Consider the following 18,583-nt stretch of genomic DNA (forward strand, 5'->3'; position numbering starts at 1 on the left):
TCGTCCGCTTAAAAGCTTACGGTCGACGCCAGATCCCTCCGGCGGCAAAGGCGGAACGATGGACGACCGCATGATGAAGGCAGTGCTCTACGACCGCTACGGCGGCCCCGATGTGCTCTACACGGGCCGCGTGCCACGCCCCGAGCCGGCCCCCGGCGAGGTCCTTGTGCGGGTGCGCGCGTTCAGCGTCAACGGCGGCGAGCTGGCGGCCCGTGCCGGCCGCCTCCGCCTCCTGACCGGCCGGAAGTTCCCCAAGCGCGTCGGCCTGGACTTCACCGGCGAGGTCGCCGCGCCGGGTGCCGGAGTCACACGGTTCACGGCCGGCGACCGCGTATGGGGAGTTCTGGGCCGCACCTCCGGATTCGGCAGCGCCGCCGAGTACGTGACCGTACCCGCCGAGCGGATCGGCCGGCTCCCCGACGGCCTTGACCTGGTGGACGCCGCCGCACTGCCGGTGGCCACCACGGCCGTCACCGCGCTGCGGGACAAGGCCGGGCTGCGCCCCGGCGAACGACTCCTCGTCCGGGGCGCGGCGGGCGGCGTCGGCAACGCCGCCGTCCAGCTCGGACGGGCGTACGGCGCCGAGGTCACGGCCCTCGCCCGCGCCGCCAACCTCGACTTCGTGCGCGGACTCGGCGCTCGCCGGGCCGTCGACCACCGGACCGTGCGGCCGACGGAACTGGGCCGCTTCGACGTGGTCCTGGACACCGTGGGCACCGATCTGCGGGCCTTCAGGCGCCTGCTGAATCCCGGCGGACGCATGGTCACCATCGCCTTCGACCTGAACCGGCCCGTGGCGTCTCTCGGCTACCTCGCGGCCGGCACGGTCCACGGACGCGGCCGGGTGCGCTTCTTCAGCGGCAACCCCACACGGGCGGACTTCGACGACCTCGCCCGCCATGTGGTCGAGGGCAAACTGAGCCCCGCGGTGGACACGGTCTTCCCCCTGGAGGAGACAGCAGCGGCACACCAGGCGCTGGAGGCGGGCGGCGTCCGGGGCAAGTACGTGGTCAAGGTCGCGTAGGCCCCCTGTGAAGGCGCTGATCACAGCCGCTCGTCGACGGCAGCGTGGATGGCCTGGACGGTGCGGCTGATGACCTCACCGCTCACCGGCGAGGTCGAGATCCCCCTTGCTCGTCTCGCCCGCGCCCTCGGCGATCCGGGGGCGCCGCCACGGACGGGCGATCGGGCCGGAGATCGCCCGCCACCACGCCTCCACCGGCACCTTCCCCGCCGGTTCGAACGGCTCGCCCGGCCGCGGGAACGCCACCGACTGGTCCGCCTCCCCGGCCGCGTCCTTCATCCACTCCCCCGGCTCCGCCCACGCGTGCGGGGCCAGGTTGAAGGTGCCCCAGTGGATGGGCAGCAGCACGCCGGCCGCGTCGCCGCCCTGGAGGTCGAGATGGGCCCGGACGCCTTCCTCGGGCGTCATGTGGATGTCGGGCCAGAAGTCCGAGTACGCGCCGACCTGGATCATCGTGGCGTCGAACGGGCCGTGCTCGGCGCCGATGTCCCTGAAGCCCTCGAAGTAGCCGGTGTCGCCACTGTGGTAGATCCGGTGCCGCTCGCCCGCCGCCACCCAGGAGGCCCACAGGGTGTGCTGGGTGTTGCGCAGGCCCCGGCCGCAGAAGTGGCGGGCCGGGGTGGCGGTGAGGGTGAGCCCGCCGACCTTCGTCGCCTCGTGCCAGTCCAGCTCGCGCAGCCGTCCGGCGGACACGCCCCAGCGCTCCAGGTGCGCGCCGACGCCGAGGGGCACGGCGAACAGGGTGTCCGTGCCGGCCAGCGCCTTGATCGTGGGCAGGTCCAGGTGGTCGTAGTGGTCGTGGGAGATCACGACGACGTCGACCGGGCCGAGCGCGGCCAGCGGCAGCGGGACGGGGTGCAGCCGCTTGGGCCCGGCGAAGGGGAACGGCGAGCAGCGCTCACCCCACACGGGGTCGAACAGGACCCGGTGCCCGTCGATCTCCGCGAGCACGCTGGAGTGGCCCATCCAGGTCAGGCGCAGTCCGGTGGCCGGCGGGCGGGAGATGTCGGCCAGGGTGGTGGGGTGCACCGGGATGGTGCCCTTCGGGGCGCGGCGGGACCGGGAGTCCTTGTCGAGGTAGAGCTTCGCCAGGTCCCGCGTCGACCCCGACGGGCGGATCCGGGCGGTGCCGCCGGGGTTCTGGAACACGCCGTTCTTGAAGTGCGGGGATCTGCGGATGCGTGCCATGCGTTCGCCACTGGGGTCCGCGCCGAAGGCCTCGGGCCGCAGGGCGCGCAGCCCGGAGCTGTGGGATGGGGAACCGGCCACGGTACCTCCAGGTGGAGTCGGTCAGACATTCCATTATGGGCGGCCGGACCGGCTGTGCGGTGCCGGGTACGACCGGGGCGGATCGAAGGGGCGGGGCGGCCGCCGCACCATGAACACGTCCACCGGGTCCTCCGTCTCCACGGTGAACCCGTGCCGTGCGTAGAGGCGGCGGGCCGGGCTGCCCCGCAGTACGTTCAGCCGTACGACGGCGGCGTCGCGGTCGGACCGCCGCAGCAGTTCGCGCAGCACGCCCGAGCCGATGCCGGCGCCCTGGAGGTGCGGGGCCAGATAGAAGTGCTCCAGCCAGTGGGAGTCCCCGGCGGGGCGCAGCGCCACACAGCCGGCGAAGGTGCCACCCGTCTCGATCACCCAGGTGTGGGCCGGGTCGAACCCGTCGCGCAGCCGCTGCCGCACCCGCTGTGCGTCGTAGCGCCCGAGCCGTTCCAGATCGGCCCGCAGCACCACGGCGCGCAGTTCCGCCACCGCCTCGACGTCCGTCGCGGTCGCCTGCCGCAGACCCCAGTCCCCCATGATCACTACGCTACCGCGCGGGCGCTCACGCCACCGCGGCGATCCGTACCTTGATGTCGTCCGGCGACAGCGTCCCCTTGGCGATCACGTGGTCGCCGGAGGACTCCCCGCGCAGTCGGCGGCCGATCCACGGCACCAGGTACTCGCGGGCCCAGTGGACGTCGTCCCGCCGGATCTCGAGGGTGCCGCGGGGCGGCAGGGGCGGCCAGGGCTGTTCCGGGTCGGCGGGGACGTCCAGGCCGAGGGTCTGCCCGGCGCGGAGCGCGACGCGGGTGTGTCCCTCCGGCGACAGGTGCAGCCGGTCGGCGTCCCAGGCCCTGCGGTCCTGGACGCTCCTGAGGGACCACAGGTCGAGCACGGGACAGCCGTAGCGGTCGGCGACGGCCCGTACGTGCATGTTGTACGTCGCGATCTTGCCGCGCAGATGCTTCAGCAGGGGGACGCCGCGGGTGTCGAACCCGGTCGTCACCATCACTGTCCCGGATACGGCCGTGAGCGCGGCGATCGCCCGCTCGAACCGCTCGGCCACCTCGTCCGGGTCGCTGCCGGGGCGGAGGATGTCGTTGCCGCCCGCGCAGAACGAGACCAGGTCGGGGGCGAGTTCGACCGCCCTCGGAAGCTGGTCCGCCACGATCTGGTCCAGGAGTTTTCCGCGTACGGCGAGGTTGGTGTACGCGAAGTCGCCCTCGGGCCTCAGGTCCGCGAGGAGCACGGCGAACCGGTCGGCCCAGCCGACGAACGCCCCGTCGGGGCCGGGGTCGCCGACGCCCTCGGTGAAGCTGTCCCCCACCGCCACGTACGACCCGATCACTGCTCTGCTGTCACTCTTCGAATCGTCTGCCACAACCACTCATGATTCACCTTCGAATGTGACCTACGCGACCGTAAGGAAGGGTTGACGGGCGGTGAGATAAGCCACTCTCAAAATGTTGGCCAATTCAGGAATACGCCGAAGGCCGGACCCGGGGATCGGGGTCCGGCCTTCGGCGCGCGTGTCAGGAAGGTCGCCGCGGGGGGTCAGCCGATGGAGACGCCCTTGGAGCGGAGGTAGGCGATCGGGTCCACGTCCGAGCCGTAGTCCGGGGTGGTGCGGATCTCGAAGTGCAGGTGGGGGCCGGTCACGTTGCCGGTCGCGCCGGAGAGGCCGACCTGCTGGCCGCCGGTCACGGTCTGGCCGGCCGAGACGGAGAGCGAGGACAGGTGGGCGTACTGGGCGTAGTGGCCGTCGTCGAGCTTGATGACGACCTGGTTGCCGTACGCGCCGGCCCAGCCCGAGGAGACGACGGTGCCCGCGCCGACGGCCTTCAGGGAGGTGCCGGTCGGGACGGCGAAGTCGACGCCGGTGTGGTAGCCGCTGGACCACATGCTGCCGGCCACCTTGTAGGCGGTGCCGAGCCCGGCGCCGGGCACCGGGGAGCTGTAACCGGAGGTGCTCGCGGCCTGGTCGGCGTCCGTGGTCTGGGTGGAGGTCTCCGAGGAGGGCTGCTCGGCGGGCTGTTCCACCGGCTGCTCGGCGGGCTGCTCGGCCTTCTGCTCCGGGGCCTGCGGGGCCTCGGCGGAGGACGGCTCCTGCGGCGTGCTCGCGGCGGCTCCACCGTCGACCGAGAGCTTCAGACCGGGGTGGATGAGCGCCGGGTCGTCGCCGATGGCCTGACGGTTGTCCGTGTAGAGCTGCTTCCAGCCACCGTCGACGTGCTCCGTCTCGGCGATCTTGGCGAGGTAGTCGCCGGCCTTCACGGTGTACGTGCGGGCCTCGTCGCCCTTTTCGGCGACGGTCTTCTGGCCGGCGACGGAAAGGGACTGGACGGCCTTTTCGGGGGCGGTCTGCGGCGTGGCGGCGTGCGCGCCGGTGGCGCCGAGAAGCGGCAGGGCGAGTGCGGCGCCGCCGGTTCCGGCGACGGCGATGGAGCGGGTGAGGCGCTGGGTCTTGGTACGGCGGTGCTTACCCTTCGCGGGCATGTCGAATTCCTCTCCGGCGCCTGCGAGGTGAGCTGTCGGGTTCGGGCTGGAGATGCCCGGCCGCGTTGTCGCGCGGCTTCACCCCGAGCCGTTCCGGGAACCGGAACAGGCAGTGGTACCTGTGGGTCCCCCGCTCCTGCCGTGCACGGGTGGGTGTGGTTACGGGCTCCGGGCGGCGGCAGGATTGGGCGTCCGTCCGGATCGGTGGCGAACGTAAGCGACCCGGACGCGAGGGGACAAGCGCGAGGTTCACCGCGCACGCGCTTTTCCGTGATCCAAAAGGGGAATTGACGTCACCGAGCGTCAGCCGGGATTCCTTTTCCCCCGTGAATTCCCTTGTCGTTCCACGGAATTACGTGAGCATGGCGACAACGCATCGTCACGGATATGACGCTGCTCACGCACCCCTTCCCCATCTCCCTTCCTTTCGGGGCACGTTATGTCGAACCACCCTAATCGGACAGAACGCCCTAATCGTCGGATCACAGGCGCCGCAGCCGCACCACCGAGGCGTCCAGATCTCCTCGCAGACCGGTGCGCAGCCCGTGATGCAGCAGGAGGGCACCTCGGTACGTTTCGCCGGTTTCGCGGCATTCGTACGACGCCTCCGGGTCGAGGCCGCGCAGCCGGAGGGCCGGGACGGGCTCTCCGTGGTGCTGCGCCTGGAGGCAGGCGAGGACGACGGTCTCGTCGCCGAGGACGTACTGCACCGCGCTCAGCCCGCCCTCCGGAGGGCGCAGCCGGTACAGGTCACCGCGCTGGACGACGGGCCGGATCTCCTTGTAGAGCGCGACCCACTCCCGCGCCTCGGCGAGCTCCTCCCCGGTCCACCGCGCGAGGTCGCCGCCGACGCCGAGCACCCCGGCCATGGCGCTGACGAACCGGAAGCGCAGCGAGCTGACCCGCCCGTTGAGCATCGCGTTCGGACTGTCGGTGACCCAGGCGGCCATCACCCGGGCCGGGTGGATCTGGCTGAAGCCGTGCTGGATCGCGAGCCGGTCGAGCGGGTCGGTGTTGTCCGAGGTCCACACCTGGTCGGTACGGGAGAGGACCCCCAGGTCGATCCGGCCGCCGCCGCCCGAGCAGGACTCGAAGGCCACGCCCGGATGGGCCGCCCGCAGCCGGTCCAGCAGCGCGTACAGGCCGCGCACATGGTCGGTCCACAGCCGCTGCGGGTACGGGTCGTCCGGCCATCCGGCGTCGGTGGAGGAGCGGTTGAAGTCCCACTTCACGTAGTCGACGGGAGCGCTGGAGAGCAGTGCGTCGAGCCGCTCCCAGAGGTACTCCCGCACGTCGTCGCGCGCGAGGTTGAGCACGAGCTGGTTGCGGTACTCCGTGCGCCGGCGGCCCGGCTGGAACTGCACCCAGTCGGGGTGCGCGCGGTACAGGTCGCTGTCGGGGTTGACCATCTCCGGCTCGACCCAGATGCCGAACTGCATCCCGAGCCCGTGCACATGGTCGGCGAGGGGTTTCAGGCCGCCGGGGAAGCGGTCGGGGTTGGGCGTCCAGTCGCCGAGCCCGGCCCGGTCGCTCGTCCGCGCCCCGAACCAGCCGTCGTCGACCACGAACAGTTCGACGCCCATCGCGGCGGCCCGCTCCGCGAGCCCCCGCTGCCGCTCCTCCGAGATGTCGAACCCGGTGGCCTCCCAGGAGTTGAACAGCACGGGCCGGTCCCGGTCCGCGTCCGGGACGACGTACGTCCGCTGGTAGGCGTGCCAGGCGCGGCTGGCGCCGCCGAAGCCGCCGTCGCTCCACAGACCGGCGAAGACCGGCGTGACGTACGTCTCCCCCGTGTCCAGCATCAGCAGGCCGGAGTCGTCGTGTCCCGCGCCTCCGGTGATCTGCACGCGCGCGTCGGGAAGTTGGGCGACCGAGACGCGCCAGGACCCGGACCAGCCGAGGGCGCAGCCGTAGACCTCGCCGCGTTCCTCGGTCGCGTCGGTGTCGAGCGCGACCCAGGGCAGGTGCTGGTGCCCGGTGTGGCCGCGGCGGCTGCCGATGACCTTCTCGCCGTAGGTGAGCGGGGCGCGGGTCAGCCGGGACTCGGCGGCCCAGCGGCCGTGGAGCTGGGAGAGCCGCCAGTGCTCGCGCTCGGGCAGGGTCCAGGTCGCGGAGTCGGCGCGCAGGAGTTCGACCGCGGGTCCCCGGTTGTGCAGGGTCACCCAGCGTTCGACCACGTCGTCACGCATCCGGTAGTGCAGGGTCACGGTCAGCCCGCCGTCGCGGAAGCGGAGGCGGAGTTCGCCGTCGCCGGTCTCGCCGTCGTCCGTCTCGTGGCCGTCGAAGGCCCATTCGGTGCCGCGCCGTCCGTCGGCGGTGCGTACGGACAGGGCGGGCCTCGCGAAGCGGGGGCCGCCCTCGACCGGGTACTCCTCGCGTCCGTCCAGGCGGGACTCGAACGGCCAGTCGTCCGGCAGCGGGCGCGCGGCGAGGGCCTCCGCGTCGGCGAGCGCGATCCTCGGGCCCCAGTGCAGGTGCACCAGTTCGTCGCGGTCCGTGACATGGAGCGCGTAGCCGCTGGCCGGCCCCGACAGGAGCCACGTACGACCGTCTCGGGAGACCTGCGCCACCGAACCTCCAACAGACTCGAACAAGTGCGATCAGACACCAACATCATCGGGGGCACGGGGGCGTCCGGGCAATGCCTGTGGAGAACTCATTGCCCCAGGCAGGCATGTCGTATCGTCAAGTGGTGCCCGTCGGCGAGCGCCGTCGGCGGCGCCGAGTGGGAGGAGTCCTTCGTGACGCAGCAGATCCCGTCGACCGAACCCGAGCTGACCGGAGTACGCAACTTCCGCGACGTGGGCGGACTACCGACCGTCGACGGCCGACGGGTGCGGTACGGAGTGCTCTTCCGCAGCGGCCATCTCGCCCACGCGACCGCCGAGGACGCCGCCTTCCTCTCCTCGCTCGGGCTGCACACGGTCTTCGACTTCCGCAACGCGGCCGACCAGAGGCTGGAGGGGCCGGACGTCGCCCTGCCGGGCGTGCGCAACGTGAACCTGCCGCTCAGCGACCCGGCCGACGGCGCCGAGTTCTGGAAGATGGTCCGCGACGGCGATCTGGAACAGCTGCGCTCGATCCTCGCGGACGGCAAGGGCGCGGACCGGATGATCAGCTCCTACCGGCTGATCATCAAGGAGCGCACCGCCGAGCACTCCCGGGTGCTGCGCTCGCTCGCCGAGGACAGCGTCCCCGTGCTGATGCACTGCGCGGCGGGCAAGGACCGCGCGGGGCTGTCGGTGGCGGTGACGCTGCTCGCGCTGGGTGTCGAGCGCGACGCGATCCTCGAGGACTACCTCAAGTCCAACGCCAAGCACCGCCGCTACAAGGTGCAGCGCAGCGGCAGCTCCGCCTCGGCCTACTCCCCCGAGGTCATGGAGCTGCTCAGCCCGCTGTTCGACGCGCGCGAGGAGTACCTGTCGGCGGCCTTCGAGACCATCGAGGAGACCTGGGGCGGTGTGGAGCCGTACCTGGAGCAGGCGCTCGGGCTCACGCCCGAGGCCCGGGAGCGGCTGCGCGAGCGCCTGCTCGACTGAGGCGGGCCCGGGCGGGCGCCTACTTCTTCGGAGCGATCTCGAAGAGGAAGTAGATGAAGGCTGCGAAGAGGTGTCCCACCACGATGTAGATGAACAGCCGCACCCACAGGGCCCGGGGGAACTTCTCTTCCATGTCTTTGCCGGTCATGTCGCTTCTCCGTGGATCGGGCCCAGGCACAGCGCGGCCGTGGGACTCTGCAGCAGGGTATGGACGAACAGCAGCTCGACCCCGTCGGGGTCGGCGGCGGCGATGCGGTGCGGGGTCAGCGAGTCGAAGTGCGCGCTGTCGCCCGGGGCGAGCCGGTGCAGGGTGTCCCCGAGGCGCAGCCGCAGCCGCCCCTTGAGGACGTACAGCCATTCCTCGCCGGGGTGGACGCGCACGATGTCGCCCTGGGAGCCGTGCGGCACACGGACCCGCAGGGCCTGCATGCCGCGCCCGGCGGCGCCGGCCTGCCAGTACGTCCAGCCGCCCGCCGCCGTGGACTCCATGTCGGCGGCGCGCACCACGGCGTCCCGGTCGGTGCCCGACTCGCCGAGCAGCTCGGAGACCGTCGTACCGTAGGTGCGGGCGAGGGAGAGCAGCATCGGCAGCGAGGGCTGGCGCTGTCCGGTCTCCAGCCGGGAGAGGTGCGCGGGCGACAGACCCGCGTCACGGGCGGCGGCCTCCAGGGTGAGGGAGGCCCGTCGCCGCAGGGCACGCAGCTGCGGCGCGACCGCACAGAGCGCGTCGGCCGGTTCGGCCGGCGGCCCGGCCTCGAAGGAGCTCATGCCTCCATTGAGCACCGGATTTGCCCCGTGGGCAATTTTCTTGCCTGAGGGGCAAATCCTGGCGCGGCGCGGGTCTCAGCGGTCGGCGACGGCCTGTTTCACCAGCGTCCTGCCGAACTCCCACATCAGGCCGCCGTCGTGCGCGTCGTCCATCACCGCGGTGAAGGCGTCCACGAACCGGTGCACGTCCCGCTCGTCGATGACCAGCGGCGGGATCAGTTTGATCACCTCCAGATGGTCGCCGGAGACCTGGGTGAGGATGTGGTGCCGCCGCAGCAGCGGCACGACCACCATCTGCGCGAAGAGTCCCTTGCGGGCGGCCTGGAGCACGGCCCAGCGCGAGCGCAGCTTCAGCGACCGGGGCCGGCCGAACTCGATGCCGATCATCAGGCCCCGGCCGCGGACGTCGGCGAGCAGCTCGTACTTGTCGGTCAGTGCGGCCAGCCGGGTCCGCAGCAGCTCGCCGGTGCGCCGGACGTTCGCGACGATCCGCTCGTCCTCCATGACCGACAGCACCGCGAGGCCCGCCGCCATGGCCTGGGCGTTGGCCCCGAAGCTGGCCGAGTGGACCAGCACCCGGTCCATCGACGAGTAGACCTTCTTGAAGATCCAGTCCTTGCCGAGGGTGGCGCCCACCGGTACGTAGCCGCCGGAGAGCGCCTTGGCCACGCACACCAGGTCCGGCTCGACCCCCGCCTCGTGCTGGTGGGCGTAGAAGTCGCCGGTCCGGCCCAGTCCGGTCTGCACCTCGTCGGCGATCAGCAGCGCCTTGTGCCGGTGCAGCAGCTCCTGCGCGGCCCGCAGATAGCCGGGCGGCGCCTCGTGGACGCCCTTGCCCTGGATCGGCTCCACGATCAGGGCGGCCACGTCCCCCTCGCGCAGCTCCCGCTCCAGCGCGCCGAGGTCGCCGAGGGGGACGGCCGTGTCGGGCAGCAGCGGGGCGAAGCCGTCCCGGAAGCCGATCTCGCCGTTGACGGAGAGCGAGCCGGTGGTCAGGCCGTGGAAGGCGTGCTCGCAGTACAGCACGCGCGGCCTGCCGGTCGCGTACCGGGCGAACTTCAGGGCGGTCTCGACCGCCTCCGTGCCGCTGTTGCCGAAGAACACCCGGTCCAGGTGGGGGCTGTACGCGAGCAGCTTCTCGGCCAGCAGGCCGGGCAGCGGCTGGCAGTCGAAGCGGGTGAGGTCGGCGAGGGAGGCGTCCAGGACGTCGTGCAGCGCCTTGCGGACCACGGGGTGGTGGCGGCCCAGGCCCATCACCCCGAACCCGGCGAGCATGTCCAGGTGGTCGTTGCCGTCGGCGTCCCAGAAGTGGGCGCCCTCGGCGCGCTCGTAGACCTTGTCGAAGCCGATGGTGTGCAGCATGCGCGGGAGCTGGTGGTTGAGGTACCGGGTGTGCAGCTCGTAGCGCTCGGCTCCGCGCTCGGCCAGCAACGCGCCGAGGTCGAACCCCCCGGTCTGCGACGACTCCGCGGTGGTCATGCCTGGGGCTCCCGTGGGTCAGGTGACTGTTTCCCGGGCTCTTCGCCGACGGCGAGGCCCGCGCTGATCCGGCCGGCGATCTCGACCGGGGTGAGGCCGATGTCGGCGAGCACCTCAGCGCGTTTGGCGTGGGCGAGGAACTGCTCCGGGATCCCGAACCGCCGCACGGGCACGTCGACCCCGGCGTCGCCCAGCGCCAGCGCGACCGCCGAACCGACCCCGGCCGCACGGCTGTTGTCCTCGACAACGGCCACCATGCGGTGTCCTGCGGCCAGTCGGGGCAGGGCCGGGTCCACGGGCTTGACCCAGCGGGGGTCGACCACGGTGCATCCTGTTCCCCGCGCTTCGAGCAGTTCGGCGGCCTGGAGACAGACCGGCGCCATCACTCCCACGGCCACCAGGAGCACCTCGGGGGCGTCCGCCCGGTGGAGCACGTCCATGCCGCCGACGCGGTCCAGCGCGGGGATCTCCGGGCCCACGGACTCCTTGGGGAACCTGAGCAGGGTGGGCGCGTCGTCGACGGCGACCGCCTCGCGCAGCTGGGCGCGGAGCTGGCCGGCGTCGCGGGGCGCGGCGATGCGCAGGCCGGGGACGACCTGGAGGACGGACATGTCCCACATGCCGTTGTGCGAGGGCCCGTCGACGCCGGTGACACCGGCCCGGTCCAGCACGAAGGTCACCCCGCAGCGGTGCAGCGCCACGTCCATCAGCAGCTGGTCGAAGGCGCGGTTGAGGAAGGTGGCGTAGACGGCGACGACCGGGTGCAGGCCGCCGGTCGCCAGGCCCGCCGCGGAGACGGCCGCGTGCTGCTCGGCGATGCCGACGTCCCACACCCGGTCCGGGAACCGTTCGGCGAAGGCGCCGAGGCCGACCGGGCGCAGCATGGCGGCGGTGATCGCCACCACGTCCTCGCGTTCCTCGCCGATGCGGACGATCTCCTCGCCGAAGACGGCGGTCCAGGACGGGCCGCCGGACGGGACGAGGGGCGCGCAGGTCAGCGGATCCATCACGCCGACGGTGTGGAAGTGGTCCTCCTCGTGGGCGAGGGCGGGTTCGTAGCCGCGGCCCTTCTCGGTGAGGCAGTGGACCAGGACGGGCCCGTGGAAGCGTTTGGCGCGGCGCAGCGCGGACTCCACGGCCCTGATGTCGTGCCCGTCGATGGGGCCGACGTACTTCAGGCCCAGGTCCTCGAAGAGGCCCTGGGGGGCGAAGGCGTCCTTGAAGCCCTTCTTGGCGCCGTGCAGTGCCTCGTAGACGGTGGGGCCGACCAGGGGGGTGCGCTGGAGCACGTCCTTGCCCCAGGCCAGCACGCGTTCGTAGCCGTCGGTGGTGCGCAGGGCGGCGAGGTGGTTGGCGAGGCCGCCGATGGTGGGGGCGTAGGAGCGTTCGTTGTCGTTGACGACGACGATCAGCGGCCGGTCCTTGGCGGCGGCGATGTTGTTGAGCGCCTCCCAGGCCATGCCGCCGGTGAGGGCGCCGTCGCCGACCACCGCGACGACGTGGCCCCTCTCGCCCCGCACCTGGCGGGCCTTGGCGAGTCCGTCGGCCCAGCCGAGGGCCGTGGAGGCGTGGCTGTTCTCGATGACGTCGTGCTCGGACTCCTCGCGGGAGGGGTAGCCGGACAGGCCGCCCTTGCCGCGCAGCTTGGAGAAGTCCTGACGTCCGGTCAGGAGTTTGTGGACGTAGCTCTGGTGGCCGGTGTCCCACAGGATGCGGTCCACGGGCGACTCGAAGACCCGGTGCAGGGCGACGGTGAGTTCCACCACCCCGAGGTTGGGTCCGAGGTGCCCGCCGGTCCTGGCGACCGCGTGCACCAGGAACTCCCGGATCTCGTGGGACAGTTCGCCGAGTTCCGCCTCGGACAGCGCCTTCAGGTCACGTGGTTGCCGGATGCTCTCCAGAATCGTCACGCTCGGGCCCCCTTCGAAAGTTCCGTGCTGTTCAGCTCACGGTGACGGCCGGCTCCCCCGACGCGATGCCGTCCTTCTCCATCTCCTCGGCGATCTTCATGGCCTCCTCGATCAGCGTCTGAACGATCTTCGACTCGGGCACGGTCTTGATGACCTCGCCCTTCACGAAGATCTGGCCCTTGCCGTTGCCGGAGGCGACACCCAGGTCGGCCTCGCGGGCCTCGCCGGGACCGTTGACGACACACCCCATGACGGCTACCCGCAGCGGCACCTCCATGCCCTCAAGACCCGCGGTCACCTCGTCGGCAAGCTTGTACACGTCGACCTGGGCGCGGCCGCAGGACGGGCAGGAGACGATCTCCAGCCGCCGCTGCCTGAGGTTGAGCGACTCCAGGATCTGGATGCCGACCTTGATCTCCTCGACCGGCGGGGCCGACAGCGAGACGCGGATGGTGTCGCCGATGCCCTCGCTGAGCAGCGCCCCGAAGGCGACGGCCGACTTGACGGTGCCCTGGAAGGCGGGCCCGGCCTCGGTGACGCCGAGGTGCAGCGGGTAGTCGCACCGCTCGGCGAGCAGCCGGTAGGCGTTGATCATCACCACCGGATCGTTGTGCTTGACGGAGATCTTGATGTCCCGGAAGTCGTGCTCCTCGAAGAGGGACGCCTCCCACAGGGCGGACTCGACGAGCGCCTCCGGGGTCGCCCTGCCGTACTTCCGCAGCAGGCGCCGGTCCAGCGAGCCGGCGTTGACGCCGATCCGGATGGGGGTGCCGTGGTCCCGGGCGGCGCGCGCGATCTCCTTCACCCGGTCGTCGAACTGCTTGATGTTGCCCGGGTTCACGCGGACCGCCGCGCAGCCGGCCTCGATCGCGGCGAAGACGTACTTGGGCTGGAAGTGGATGTCGGCGATCACCGGGATCTGCGACTTCTTCGCGATCACCGGGAGGGCGTCGGCGTCGTCCTGGGTGGGGCAGGCCACGCGGACGATCTGGCAGCCGGCGGCGGTGAGCTCGGCGATCTGCTGGAGGGTGGCGCCGATGTCGGACGTGCGCGTGGTCGTCATCGACTGCACGGACACCGGGGCGCCGCCGCCGACCGGCACCGGACCGACCTGGATCCGTCGCGAGGCACGCCGCTCGGCGAGCGGCGGCAGCGGCGCCTCGGGCATCCCGAGCGGGACGGCGGTCATGGCCTCACCCCCGGTTCCCGGAGACCGTCTCGCGCATGGCGCGCAGCGACTCCTTCAGGGACCCCATGGTGGCGAGGACGGCGGTGGGCTCGTAGCCGCAGTGCGCCATGCAGTTGGCGCAGCGCGGGTCCTTGCCGCGGCCGTACTTGTCCCAGTCGGTGTCCTCGATGAGCTCCCGGTACGTCGGCACATAGCCGTCGCTCATCAGGTAGCAGGGGCGCTGCCAGCCGAACAGGGAGTAGTTCGGGATCGCCCACGCGGTGCACGGGAAGTCGACCTTGCCCTCGAGGAAGTCCAGGAAGAGCGGGGAGTGGTTCAGCCGCCAGCGGCGCCGGTTGCCGCCCGCGAAGGCCTTCCTGAACAGCTCCCGGGTCTGCTCCACGCCCAGGAAGTGCTCCTGGTCGGGGGCCTTCTCGTAGGCGTAGGCGGGCGAGATCATCATCTCGTCGACCTCGAGGTCGTCGTTGAGGAAGTCGAGCACCTCGACGACGGTCTGCGGGGTGTCGGTGTTGAAGAAGGTCGAGTTGGTGGTGACCCGGAAGCCGCGCCGCTTGGCCTCCTTGATGGCCGCCACGGCCTCGTCGAACACGCCCTCCTTCGCCACGGACTCGTCGTGGCGCTCGCGCAGCCCGTCGATGTGCACGGCGAACGCGAAGTACGGCGACGGGGTGAACCTGTCCATCTTCTTGCGCAGCAGCATGGCGTTGGTGCACAGGAAGACGTACTTCCGGCGGGCCACCAGCTGGCGCACGATCTCGTCGATCTGCGGGTGCATCAGGGGCTCGCCGCCGGCGATCGACACCATGGGCGCCCCGGACTCCAGTACCGCGCCGACGGCCTGGGCGACGGGCATCCGCTGCTTGAGCACCCCGGCCGGGTGCTGGATCTTGCCGCACCCCTCGCACTTGAGATTGCAGGCGAAGAGCGGTTCCAGTTCGACGATCAGCGGGAACTTGTCCCGCCCTCGGAGCTTCTGTTCGGCCAAGTATGTAGCGACCTTGATGGACTGACGCAGCGGCATGGCCATCTGGCTCACCTCCTGGGGAGCGGCAAGGAACGGTGCCATTCTTGGAAAGCCGGGAGTACGGACCGGAGGACGCGGAAAGCCGATATTCCACCGCGCACCGTGCCGATCCGGACGAGTTCGTGTTCAGGAGCGTCCACGATCACCCGGACGGCCGCAACCGGGCGCTCGCCCGTGCGGACGGCGCTCAGGAGCGTGGCGGCGGATTCCATGTCGGCCGCGATCGCGCCGGTCGCGAGCAGAGCGGACCGTTCGTGACCGCGGACGACGTGGTCGGAGCCGGTGAGCGGACCGGTGTGGACGGTGCGCCCGGGCACCGCACGCCCCAGCTCCTTCACCAGCAGTTCGGTGCCCACGCACGGAACGCTGCCGCGCGGGTCCCGGGTCTCCCCTGCGACGACCAGGTCGCCGGGGTGCATGCCGGGGGCGAGCCCGGCACAGAAGCCCGTGGCGAGGACGGCCGCCCCGCCCATCTCCGGGCCGGCGAGCATCCGGGTGACGGAGCGTTCGGCCGCCGTCGGCCCCATGCCCGTGCGCAGGACGGTGACCGGCCCGCCCCACGTGCCCCGGTCGCGTCCGCGCAGGGCGAACCGCTCGATGCCGAGCGCGCAGGCGATCAGCAGCGGGGCCGGGGCGGGCCGGGGGCTCATCAGCTTCCCTTCGCCTCGGCGAGCGGCTGTCCGGGCCCGGCCCCGGTCCTCGCCGCGGCCGGTTTCCCGGTGAACGGTTCCCCGTGCACGTACCGGCCGAGCGCGGTGAGCGGGAAGACCTGCCGGTAGAGGTGGTAGTTGATGGAGAAGTCCCAGGGGAAGCCGGTGCCGGTGAAGTACGGCTCGTCCCAGGAGCCGTCCTCGCGCTGGGTGGCCGCCAGCCATGCGATGCCGCGTTCGACGGCCCTGGAGTCCCGCTCGCCCGCCGCCAGCAGCGCCATCAGCGCCCAGGCGGTCTGGGAGGCGGTGGAGGCGCCGCGGCCGGCCCATTCCCGGGCGTGGCGGTAGGAGCGCAGGTCCTCGCCCCAGCCGCCGTCGTCGTTCTGCACCTTCTCCAGCCAGGCCACGGCCCGCCGGATCGCCGGGTGCGAGGCGGGGATGCCGGCGGCGGTCAGCGCGGGGACGACGGAGCCGGTGCCGTAGAGGTAGTTGACGCCCCAGCGGCCGAACCAGGAGCCGTCGGGCTCCTGTTCGGCGAGCAGCCACTGGATGCCGCGCCGGGTGCGCGGGTCGTGGGCGAGTCCTTCGACGGCGAGCATCTCCACGACGTGCGCGGTGACGTCGGCCGACGGCGGGTCGATGACCTCGCCGAAGTCGCAGAACGGCAGCCGGTTGGGGAACGGGCTGGTGTTGTCGACGTCGAAGGCGCCCCAGGCGCCGTTCTTCGACTGCATGCCGAGGTTCCAGCGGACCCCGCGTCCGATCGCGTTGTCCAGCCGTTCGGGGTCGTGGTGCTTGACCCGGCGCAGCGCGAGGACCACCTCGGCGGTGTCGTCGATGTCGGGGTAGTTGTCGTTGTGGAACTCGAACGCCCAGCCGCCGGGCGGCAGATGGGGCCGGCGCACGGACCAGTCGCCGGGCCGCACGACCTGCTCGCCGAGCATCCAGTCGGCGGCCTTGACCAGTTGCGGATGGTCGGCGGGCAGGCCCGCGTCGGCCAGCGCGATGGTGGCGAGGCAGGTGTCCCACACCGGGGACTGGCAGGCCTCGATCATCCGGGCCCCGTCCTCGCGCCACACGGCGAACCGGTCCAGCGACTTCAGGCCCGCGCGCATCACCGGGTGGTTCAGGTCGTAGCCGAGCAGGTGCAGCGCGATGATCGAGTACACCGCCGGGGGCTGGATGCCGCCCCAGCAGCCGTCGTTCTCCTGCCGTTCGATGATCCAGCGGGCGGCGGTGTTCATGGCCGCCCTGCGCAGCCGGCGCGGGACGGCTCCGCGCAGCGTGTGCAGGACCCTGTCCAGCCGCTGGAAGGCGCCGTCCCAGGTGTTCGGCGGGGCGAGCGGCAGGGGAGGGTTGGGGCGGTGCGGGTCGGTGTGCAGCTCGTCCAGCGGGAACGGGGCGGGGCGCACCGGCCGCTCGGCGGAGACGATGGTCAGCGGCACGATGGTCTGCCGGGCCCAGCAGCCGAAGTCGTAGATGTTGAGCGGCACCCAGGACGGGAACCAGATCAGCTCGGGCGGGAGTTCGGGCAGGTCCTCCCACTTCCACCAGCCGAACAGGGCCAGCCAGATCCGGGTGAAGACGCGGGAGGCGGCGATGCCGCCCCGTTCGCGGATCCAGGCGGAGGCTCTCGCCATGTGCGGTGCGTCGGGCGGATCTCCGGCCAGCCGCAGGGCGACGTACGCCTCGATGGTGGCGGAGAGGTCGCCGGGTCCGCCGTGGAAGGTGGCCCAGGTGCCGTCCTCGCGCTGCTCGCCGCGGACGAACAGGGCGGCGGCGCGGGTGGTGTCCTCGTCGCGGATGCCGAGGAACTGACGCAGCAGCAGGTCCTCGGCGTCCATCGTGACGTTGGTCTCGAGGTCGCCCTTCCACCAGCCCTGGTCGTCCTGCCGGGACAGCAGGAAGTCGGTGGCCCGCCGCACGGCGCGGGCGGCGATGTCGGGAACCCCGGCCGCCTCGGGGATGTCGGTGTCGTTTTCGCTGGCCGCGGACGTTCGGGACGGCCACGCCGCCCCGGTGCTTCCGTCGGTCGTCGCTGTCATGGCTTCCCCTTCGTGCAGTCCTGCGAGTGGTGTCTGCTGTGGGTCCGCCGTCGGCCGGTGCCGTTCTCCCCGCAGCACCGGCCGGCGACTACGCGAGGGCTATTCGACCGATAGTGATCATCTCTTTCGTACGACGACGAAGTCCGCGAGCGCCGTGAACCGCTCCCGCACCGGGTGGGGCATGTCCACGGCGTCGAGGGCCTCGATGGCGACGGTGTGCTGACGGCGTGCCTCTTCGGCGGTCCAGTCGCGGCCGCCGGCCTCCTCGATGAGGGCGGCACGGGCCGCGAACTCCTCCTCGGAGAAGTTCGCGAAGTCGCTGCTCTTGGCGTCGGCGGCGAGGATCTCGCCGAGCCGCTCGGAGGCGGGGCCGCCCGCCGCGAGCGCGGCCACGACCGGGAGGGACTTCTTGCGCTGGCGCAGGTCGCTCCAGGTCTGCTTGCCGGTGGCCTCCGGGTCGCCCCAGATGCCGAGGAGGTCGTCGACGGCCTGGAAGGCCAGGCCGAGGTGGTAGCCGTACCTCTCCAGCGCGTCGGCGGTGCGGTCGTCCGCGCCGCCGAGCACCGCGCCGATGGAGCTGGCGCAGGCGAGCAGGGCGCCGGTCTTGTTGCCCTCCATCTCCAGGCACTCCTCGACGCTGACGCGGTCGCGGTGCTCGTAGGAGATGTCCTGTGCCTGGCCGTCGATGAGCGCACGGCTCGCCGCGGTCAGCCGGCGGGTGGCGCGGCCCGCCTCCACCGTGCCGAGCTCCAGCAGCACCTCGTTGGCCAGGGCGAACAGGGCGTCGCCGACCAGGATGGCCTGGGCGGGGCCGTGCACCTTCCAGACGGTGTCGCGGTGCCGGCGCTGTTCGTCGCCGTCCATCAGGTCGTCGTGCAGGAGGGAGAAGTTGTGGACCAGTTCGACGGCGACCGCGCCGGGGACGCCGGTCTCGGGGGCGGCCCCGGTGACCTCGGCGGAGAGCACGGCGAGGGCGGGGCGCACCGCCTTACCGCCGTCGCCGTCCGCGGGCCGGCCGTGGGCGTCGATCCAGCCGAAGTGGTAGGCGGCGACCGTGTCCATGGGAGGTGCCAGGCGGTCGACGGCCGCCCGCAGTACCGGCGTGGCCAGGGTCCGGCCGCGCTCCAGGAGCGCGGACACGTCCACCGCGGTCCTTCGAGCGGCCTGCGAGGCCGGGGGCACAGGGGGCACAGTCT

The 18,583-nt window shown here is 71.9% G+C and carries 16 protein-coding genes and 1 riboswitch; of the genes, 2 read left to right on the forward strand and 14 right to left on the reverse strand.

The features are described from left to right. The first annotated feature begins 58 nt into the window (after window positions 1-58). Complete coding sequence (locus ACH5AO_RS06270; RefSeq protein WP_398922332.1) at window positions 59-1,024, forward strand: NAD(P)-dependent alcohol dehydrogenase; 966 nt, start codon at window positions 59-61, stop codon at window positions 1,022-1,024. A gap of 75 nt (window positions 1,025-1,099) precedes the next feature. Here ACH5AO_RS06270 and ACH5AO_RS06275 read toward each other — a convergent pair whose 3' ends face one another. The 5 genes from ACH5AO_RS06275 to ACH5AO_RS06295 form a co-directional block, all read right to left on the reverse strand. After that, entirely contained in the window at window positions 1,100-2,293 is a 1,194-nt protein-coding gene (locus tag ACH5AO_RS06275) for an MBL fold metallo-hydrolase (protein WP_398922334.1), read from the reverse strand. 33 nt (window positions 2,294-2,326) lie between these two features. Further along, window positions 2,327-2,824: a GNAT family N-acetyltransferase gene (locus tag ACH5AO_RS06280; RefSeq protein WP_398922336.1), complete on the reverse strand. Its 498-nt coding sequence runs from the start codon at window positions 2,822-2,824 to the stop codon at window positions 2,327-2,329. A gap of 25 nt (window positions 2,825-2,849) precedes the next feature. Further along, on the reverse strand, window positions 2,850-3,635 hold the full coding sequence (locus ACH5AO_RS06285; RefSeq protein ID WP_398922866.1) for an SGNH/GDSL hydrolase family protein: 786 nt from the start codon (window positions 3,633-3,635) through the stop codon (window positions 2,850-2,852). A gap of 206 nt (window positions 3,636-3,841) precedes the next feature. Then, window positions 3,842-4,783, reverse strand: a complete 942-nt coding sequence (locus tag ACH5AO_RS06290; protein WP_398922338.1) for a peptidoglycan DD-metalloendopeptidase family protein — start codon at window positions 4,781-4,783, stop codon at window positions 3,842-3,844. Between the two features lie 4 nt (window positions 4,784-4,787). Then, window positions 4,788-4,945, reverse strand: a riboswitch (cyclic di-AMP (ydaO/yuaA leader). 320 nt (window positions 4,946-5,265) lie between these two features. Beyond that, window positions 5,266-7,353 carry an alpha-galactosidase gene (locus tag ACH5AO_RS06295; protein WP_398922340.1) on the reverse strand — a complete coding sequence of 696 codons (2,088 nt, stop codon included), beginning with the start codon at window positions 7,351-7,353 and terminating at the stop codon, window positions 5,266-5,268. Between the two features lie 171 nt (window positions 7,354-7,524). On the opposite strand from ACH5AO_RS06295, the gene ACH5AO_RS06300 reads away from it, so the two are divergent. After that, on the forward strand, window positions 7,525-8,322 hold the full coding sequence (locus ACH5AO_RS06300) for a tyrosine-protein phosphatase (RefSeq protein WP_398922342.1): 798 nt from the start codon (window positions 7,525-7,527) through the stop codon (window positions 8,320-8,322). A 19-nt stretch (window positions 8,323-8,341) separates the two neighbouring features. Here ACH5AO_RS06300 and ACH5AO_RS06305 read toward each other — a convergent pair whose 3' ends face one another. From ACH5AO_RS06305 to ACH5AO_RS06345, 9 genes are all read right to left on the reverse strand, one after another. Next, complete coding sequence (locus tag ACH5AO_RS06305; protein ID WP_391794542.1) at window positions 8,342-8,470, reverse strand: DUF6126 family protein; 129 nt, start codon at window positions 8,468-8,470, stop codon at window positions 8,342-8,344. Further along, on the reverse strand, window positions 8,467-9,090 hold the full coding sequence (locus tag ACH5AO_RS06310; protein ID WP_398922344.1) for a helix-turn-helix domain-containing protein: 624 nt from the start codon (window positions 9,088-9,090) through the stop codon (window positions 8,467-8,469). The genes ACH5AO_RS06305 and ACH5AO_RS06310 overlap by 4 nt, the downstream gene beginning before the upstream one ends. Before the next feature lie 75 nt (window positions 9,091-9,165). Beyond that, entirely contained in the window at window positions 9,166-10,569 is a 1,404-nt protein-coding gene (locus ACH5AO_RS06315; protein ID WP_398922346.1) for an aspartate aminotransferase family protein, read from the reverse strand. Then, window positions 10,566-12,479: a 1-deoxy-D-xylulose-5-phosphate synthase gene (dxs, locus tag ACH5AO_RS06320; RefSeq protein WP_398922348.1), complete on the reverse strand. Its 1,914-nt coding sequence runs from the start codon at window positions 12,477-12,479 to the stop codon at window positions 10,566-10,568. The genes ACH5AO_RS06315 and dxs overlap by 4 nt, the downstream gene beginning before the upstream one ends. Before the next feature lie 31 nt (window positions 12,480-12,510). Then, window positions 12,511-13,668, reverse strand: coding sequence for a flavodoxin-dependent (E)-4-hydroxy-3-methylbut-2-enyl-diphosphate synthase (gene ispG, locus ACH5AO_RS06325; protein ID WP_398922350.1), 1,158 nt, complete (start codon window positions 13,666-13,668; stop codon window positions 12,511-12,513). A 4-nt stretch (window positions 13,669-13,672) separates the two neighbouring features. Then, window positions 13,673-14,695, reverse strand: coding sequence for an adenosyl-hopene transferase HpnH (hpnH, locus tag ACH5AO_RS06330; protein WP_398922352.1), 1,023 nt, complete (start codon window positions 14,693-14,695; stop codon window positions 13,673-13,675). Between the two features lie 5 nt (window positions 14,696-14,700). Next, the gene (locus ACH5AO_RS06335; RefSeq protein ID WP_398922354.1) at window positions 14,701-15,342 is read right to left on the reverse strand and encodes a 1-hydroxy-2-methyl-2-butenyl 4-diphosphate reductase; all 642 of its coding nucleotides are present in this window, start codon (window positions 15,340-15,342) and stop codon (window positions 14,701-14,703) included. Then, the gene (shc, locus tag ACH5AO_RS06340) at window positions 15,342-17,387 is read right to left on the reverse strand and encodes a squalene--hopene cyclase (RefSeq protein WP_398922356.1); all 2,046 of its coding nucleotides are present in this window, start codon (window positions 17,385-17,387) and stop codon (window positions 15,342-15,344) included. Before shc ends, ACH5AO_RS06335 begins: the two co-directional genes overlap by 1 nt. Window positions 17,388-17,504: 117 nt before the next feature. Then, complete coding sequence (locus tag ACH5AO_RS06345; protein ID WP_398922868.1) at window positions 17,505-18,569, reverse strand: polyprenyl synthetase family protein; 1,065 nt, start codon at window positions 18,567-18,569, stop codon at window positions 17,505-17,507. Window positions 18,570-18,583: the final 14 nt, after the last annotated feature.

Origin of the sequence: Streptomyces sp. NPDC018964 (assembly GCF_044390325.1) — a bacterium.
Lineage (GTDB): Bacteria > Actinomycetota > Actinomycetes > Streptomycetales > Streptomycetaceae > Streptomyces.

What these genes read in the sequence shown, in the direction of transcription:
- ACH5AO_RS06270 (WP_398922332.1), top strand. Translation starts at nt 59, where the DNA reads ATGGACGACCGCATGATGAAGGCAGTGCTCTACGACCGCTACGGCGGC.
- ACH5AO_RS06280 (WP_398922336.1), bottom strand. Translation starts at nt 2,824, where the DNA reads ATGGGGGACTGGGGTCTGCGGCAGGCGACCGCGACGGACGTCGAGGCG.
- ACH5AO_RS06290 (WP_398922338.1), bottom strand. Translation starts at nt 4,783, where the DNA reads ATGCCCGCGAAGGGTAAGCACCGCCGTACCAAGACCCAGCGCCTCACC.
- ACH5AO_RS06305 (WP_391794542.1), bottom strand. Translation starts at nt 8,470, where the DNA reads ATGACCGGCAAAGACATGGAAGAGAAGTTCCCCCGGGCCCTGTGGGTG.
- ACH5AO_RS06310 (WP_398922344.1), bottom strand. Translation starts at nt 9,090, where the DNA reads ATGAGCTCCTTCGAGGCCGGGCCGCCGGCCGAACCGGCCGACGCGCTC.
- ACH5AO_RS06315 (WP_398922346.1), bottom strand. Translation starts at nt 10,569, where the DNA reads ATGACCACCGCGGAGTCGTCGCAGACCGGGGGGTTCGACCTCGGCGCG.
- ispG (WP_398922350.1), bottom strand. Translation starts at nt 13,668, where the DNA reads ATGACCGCCGTCCCGCTCGGGATGCCCGAGGCGCCGCTGCCGCCGCTC.
- hpnH (WP_398922352.1), bottom strand. Translation starts at nt 14,695, where the DNA reads ATGGCCATGCCGCTGCGTCAGTCCATCAAGGTCGCTACATACTTGGCC.
- ACH5AO_RS06335 (WP_398922354.1), bottom strand. Translation starts at nt 15,342, where the DNA reads ATGAGCCCCCGGCCCGCCCCGGCCCCGCTGCTGATCGCCTGCGCGCTC.
- shc (WP_398922356.1), bottom strand. Translation starts at nt 17,387, where the DNA reads ATGACAGCGACGACCGACGGAAGCACCGGGGCGGCGTGGCCGTCCCGA.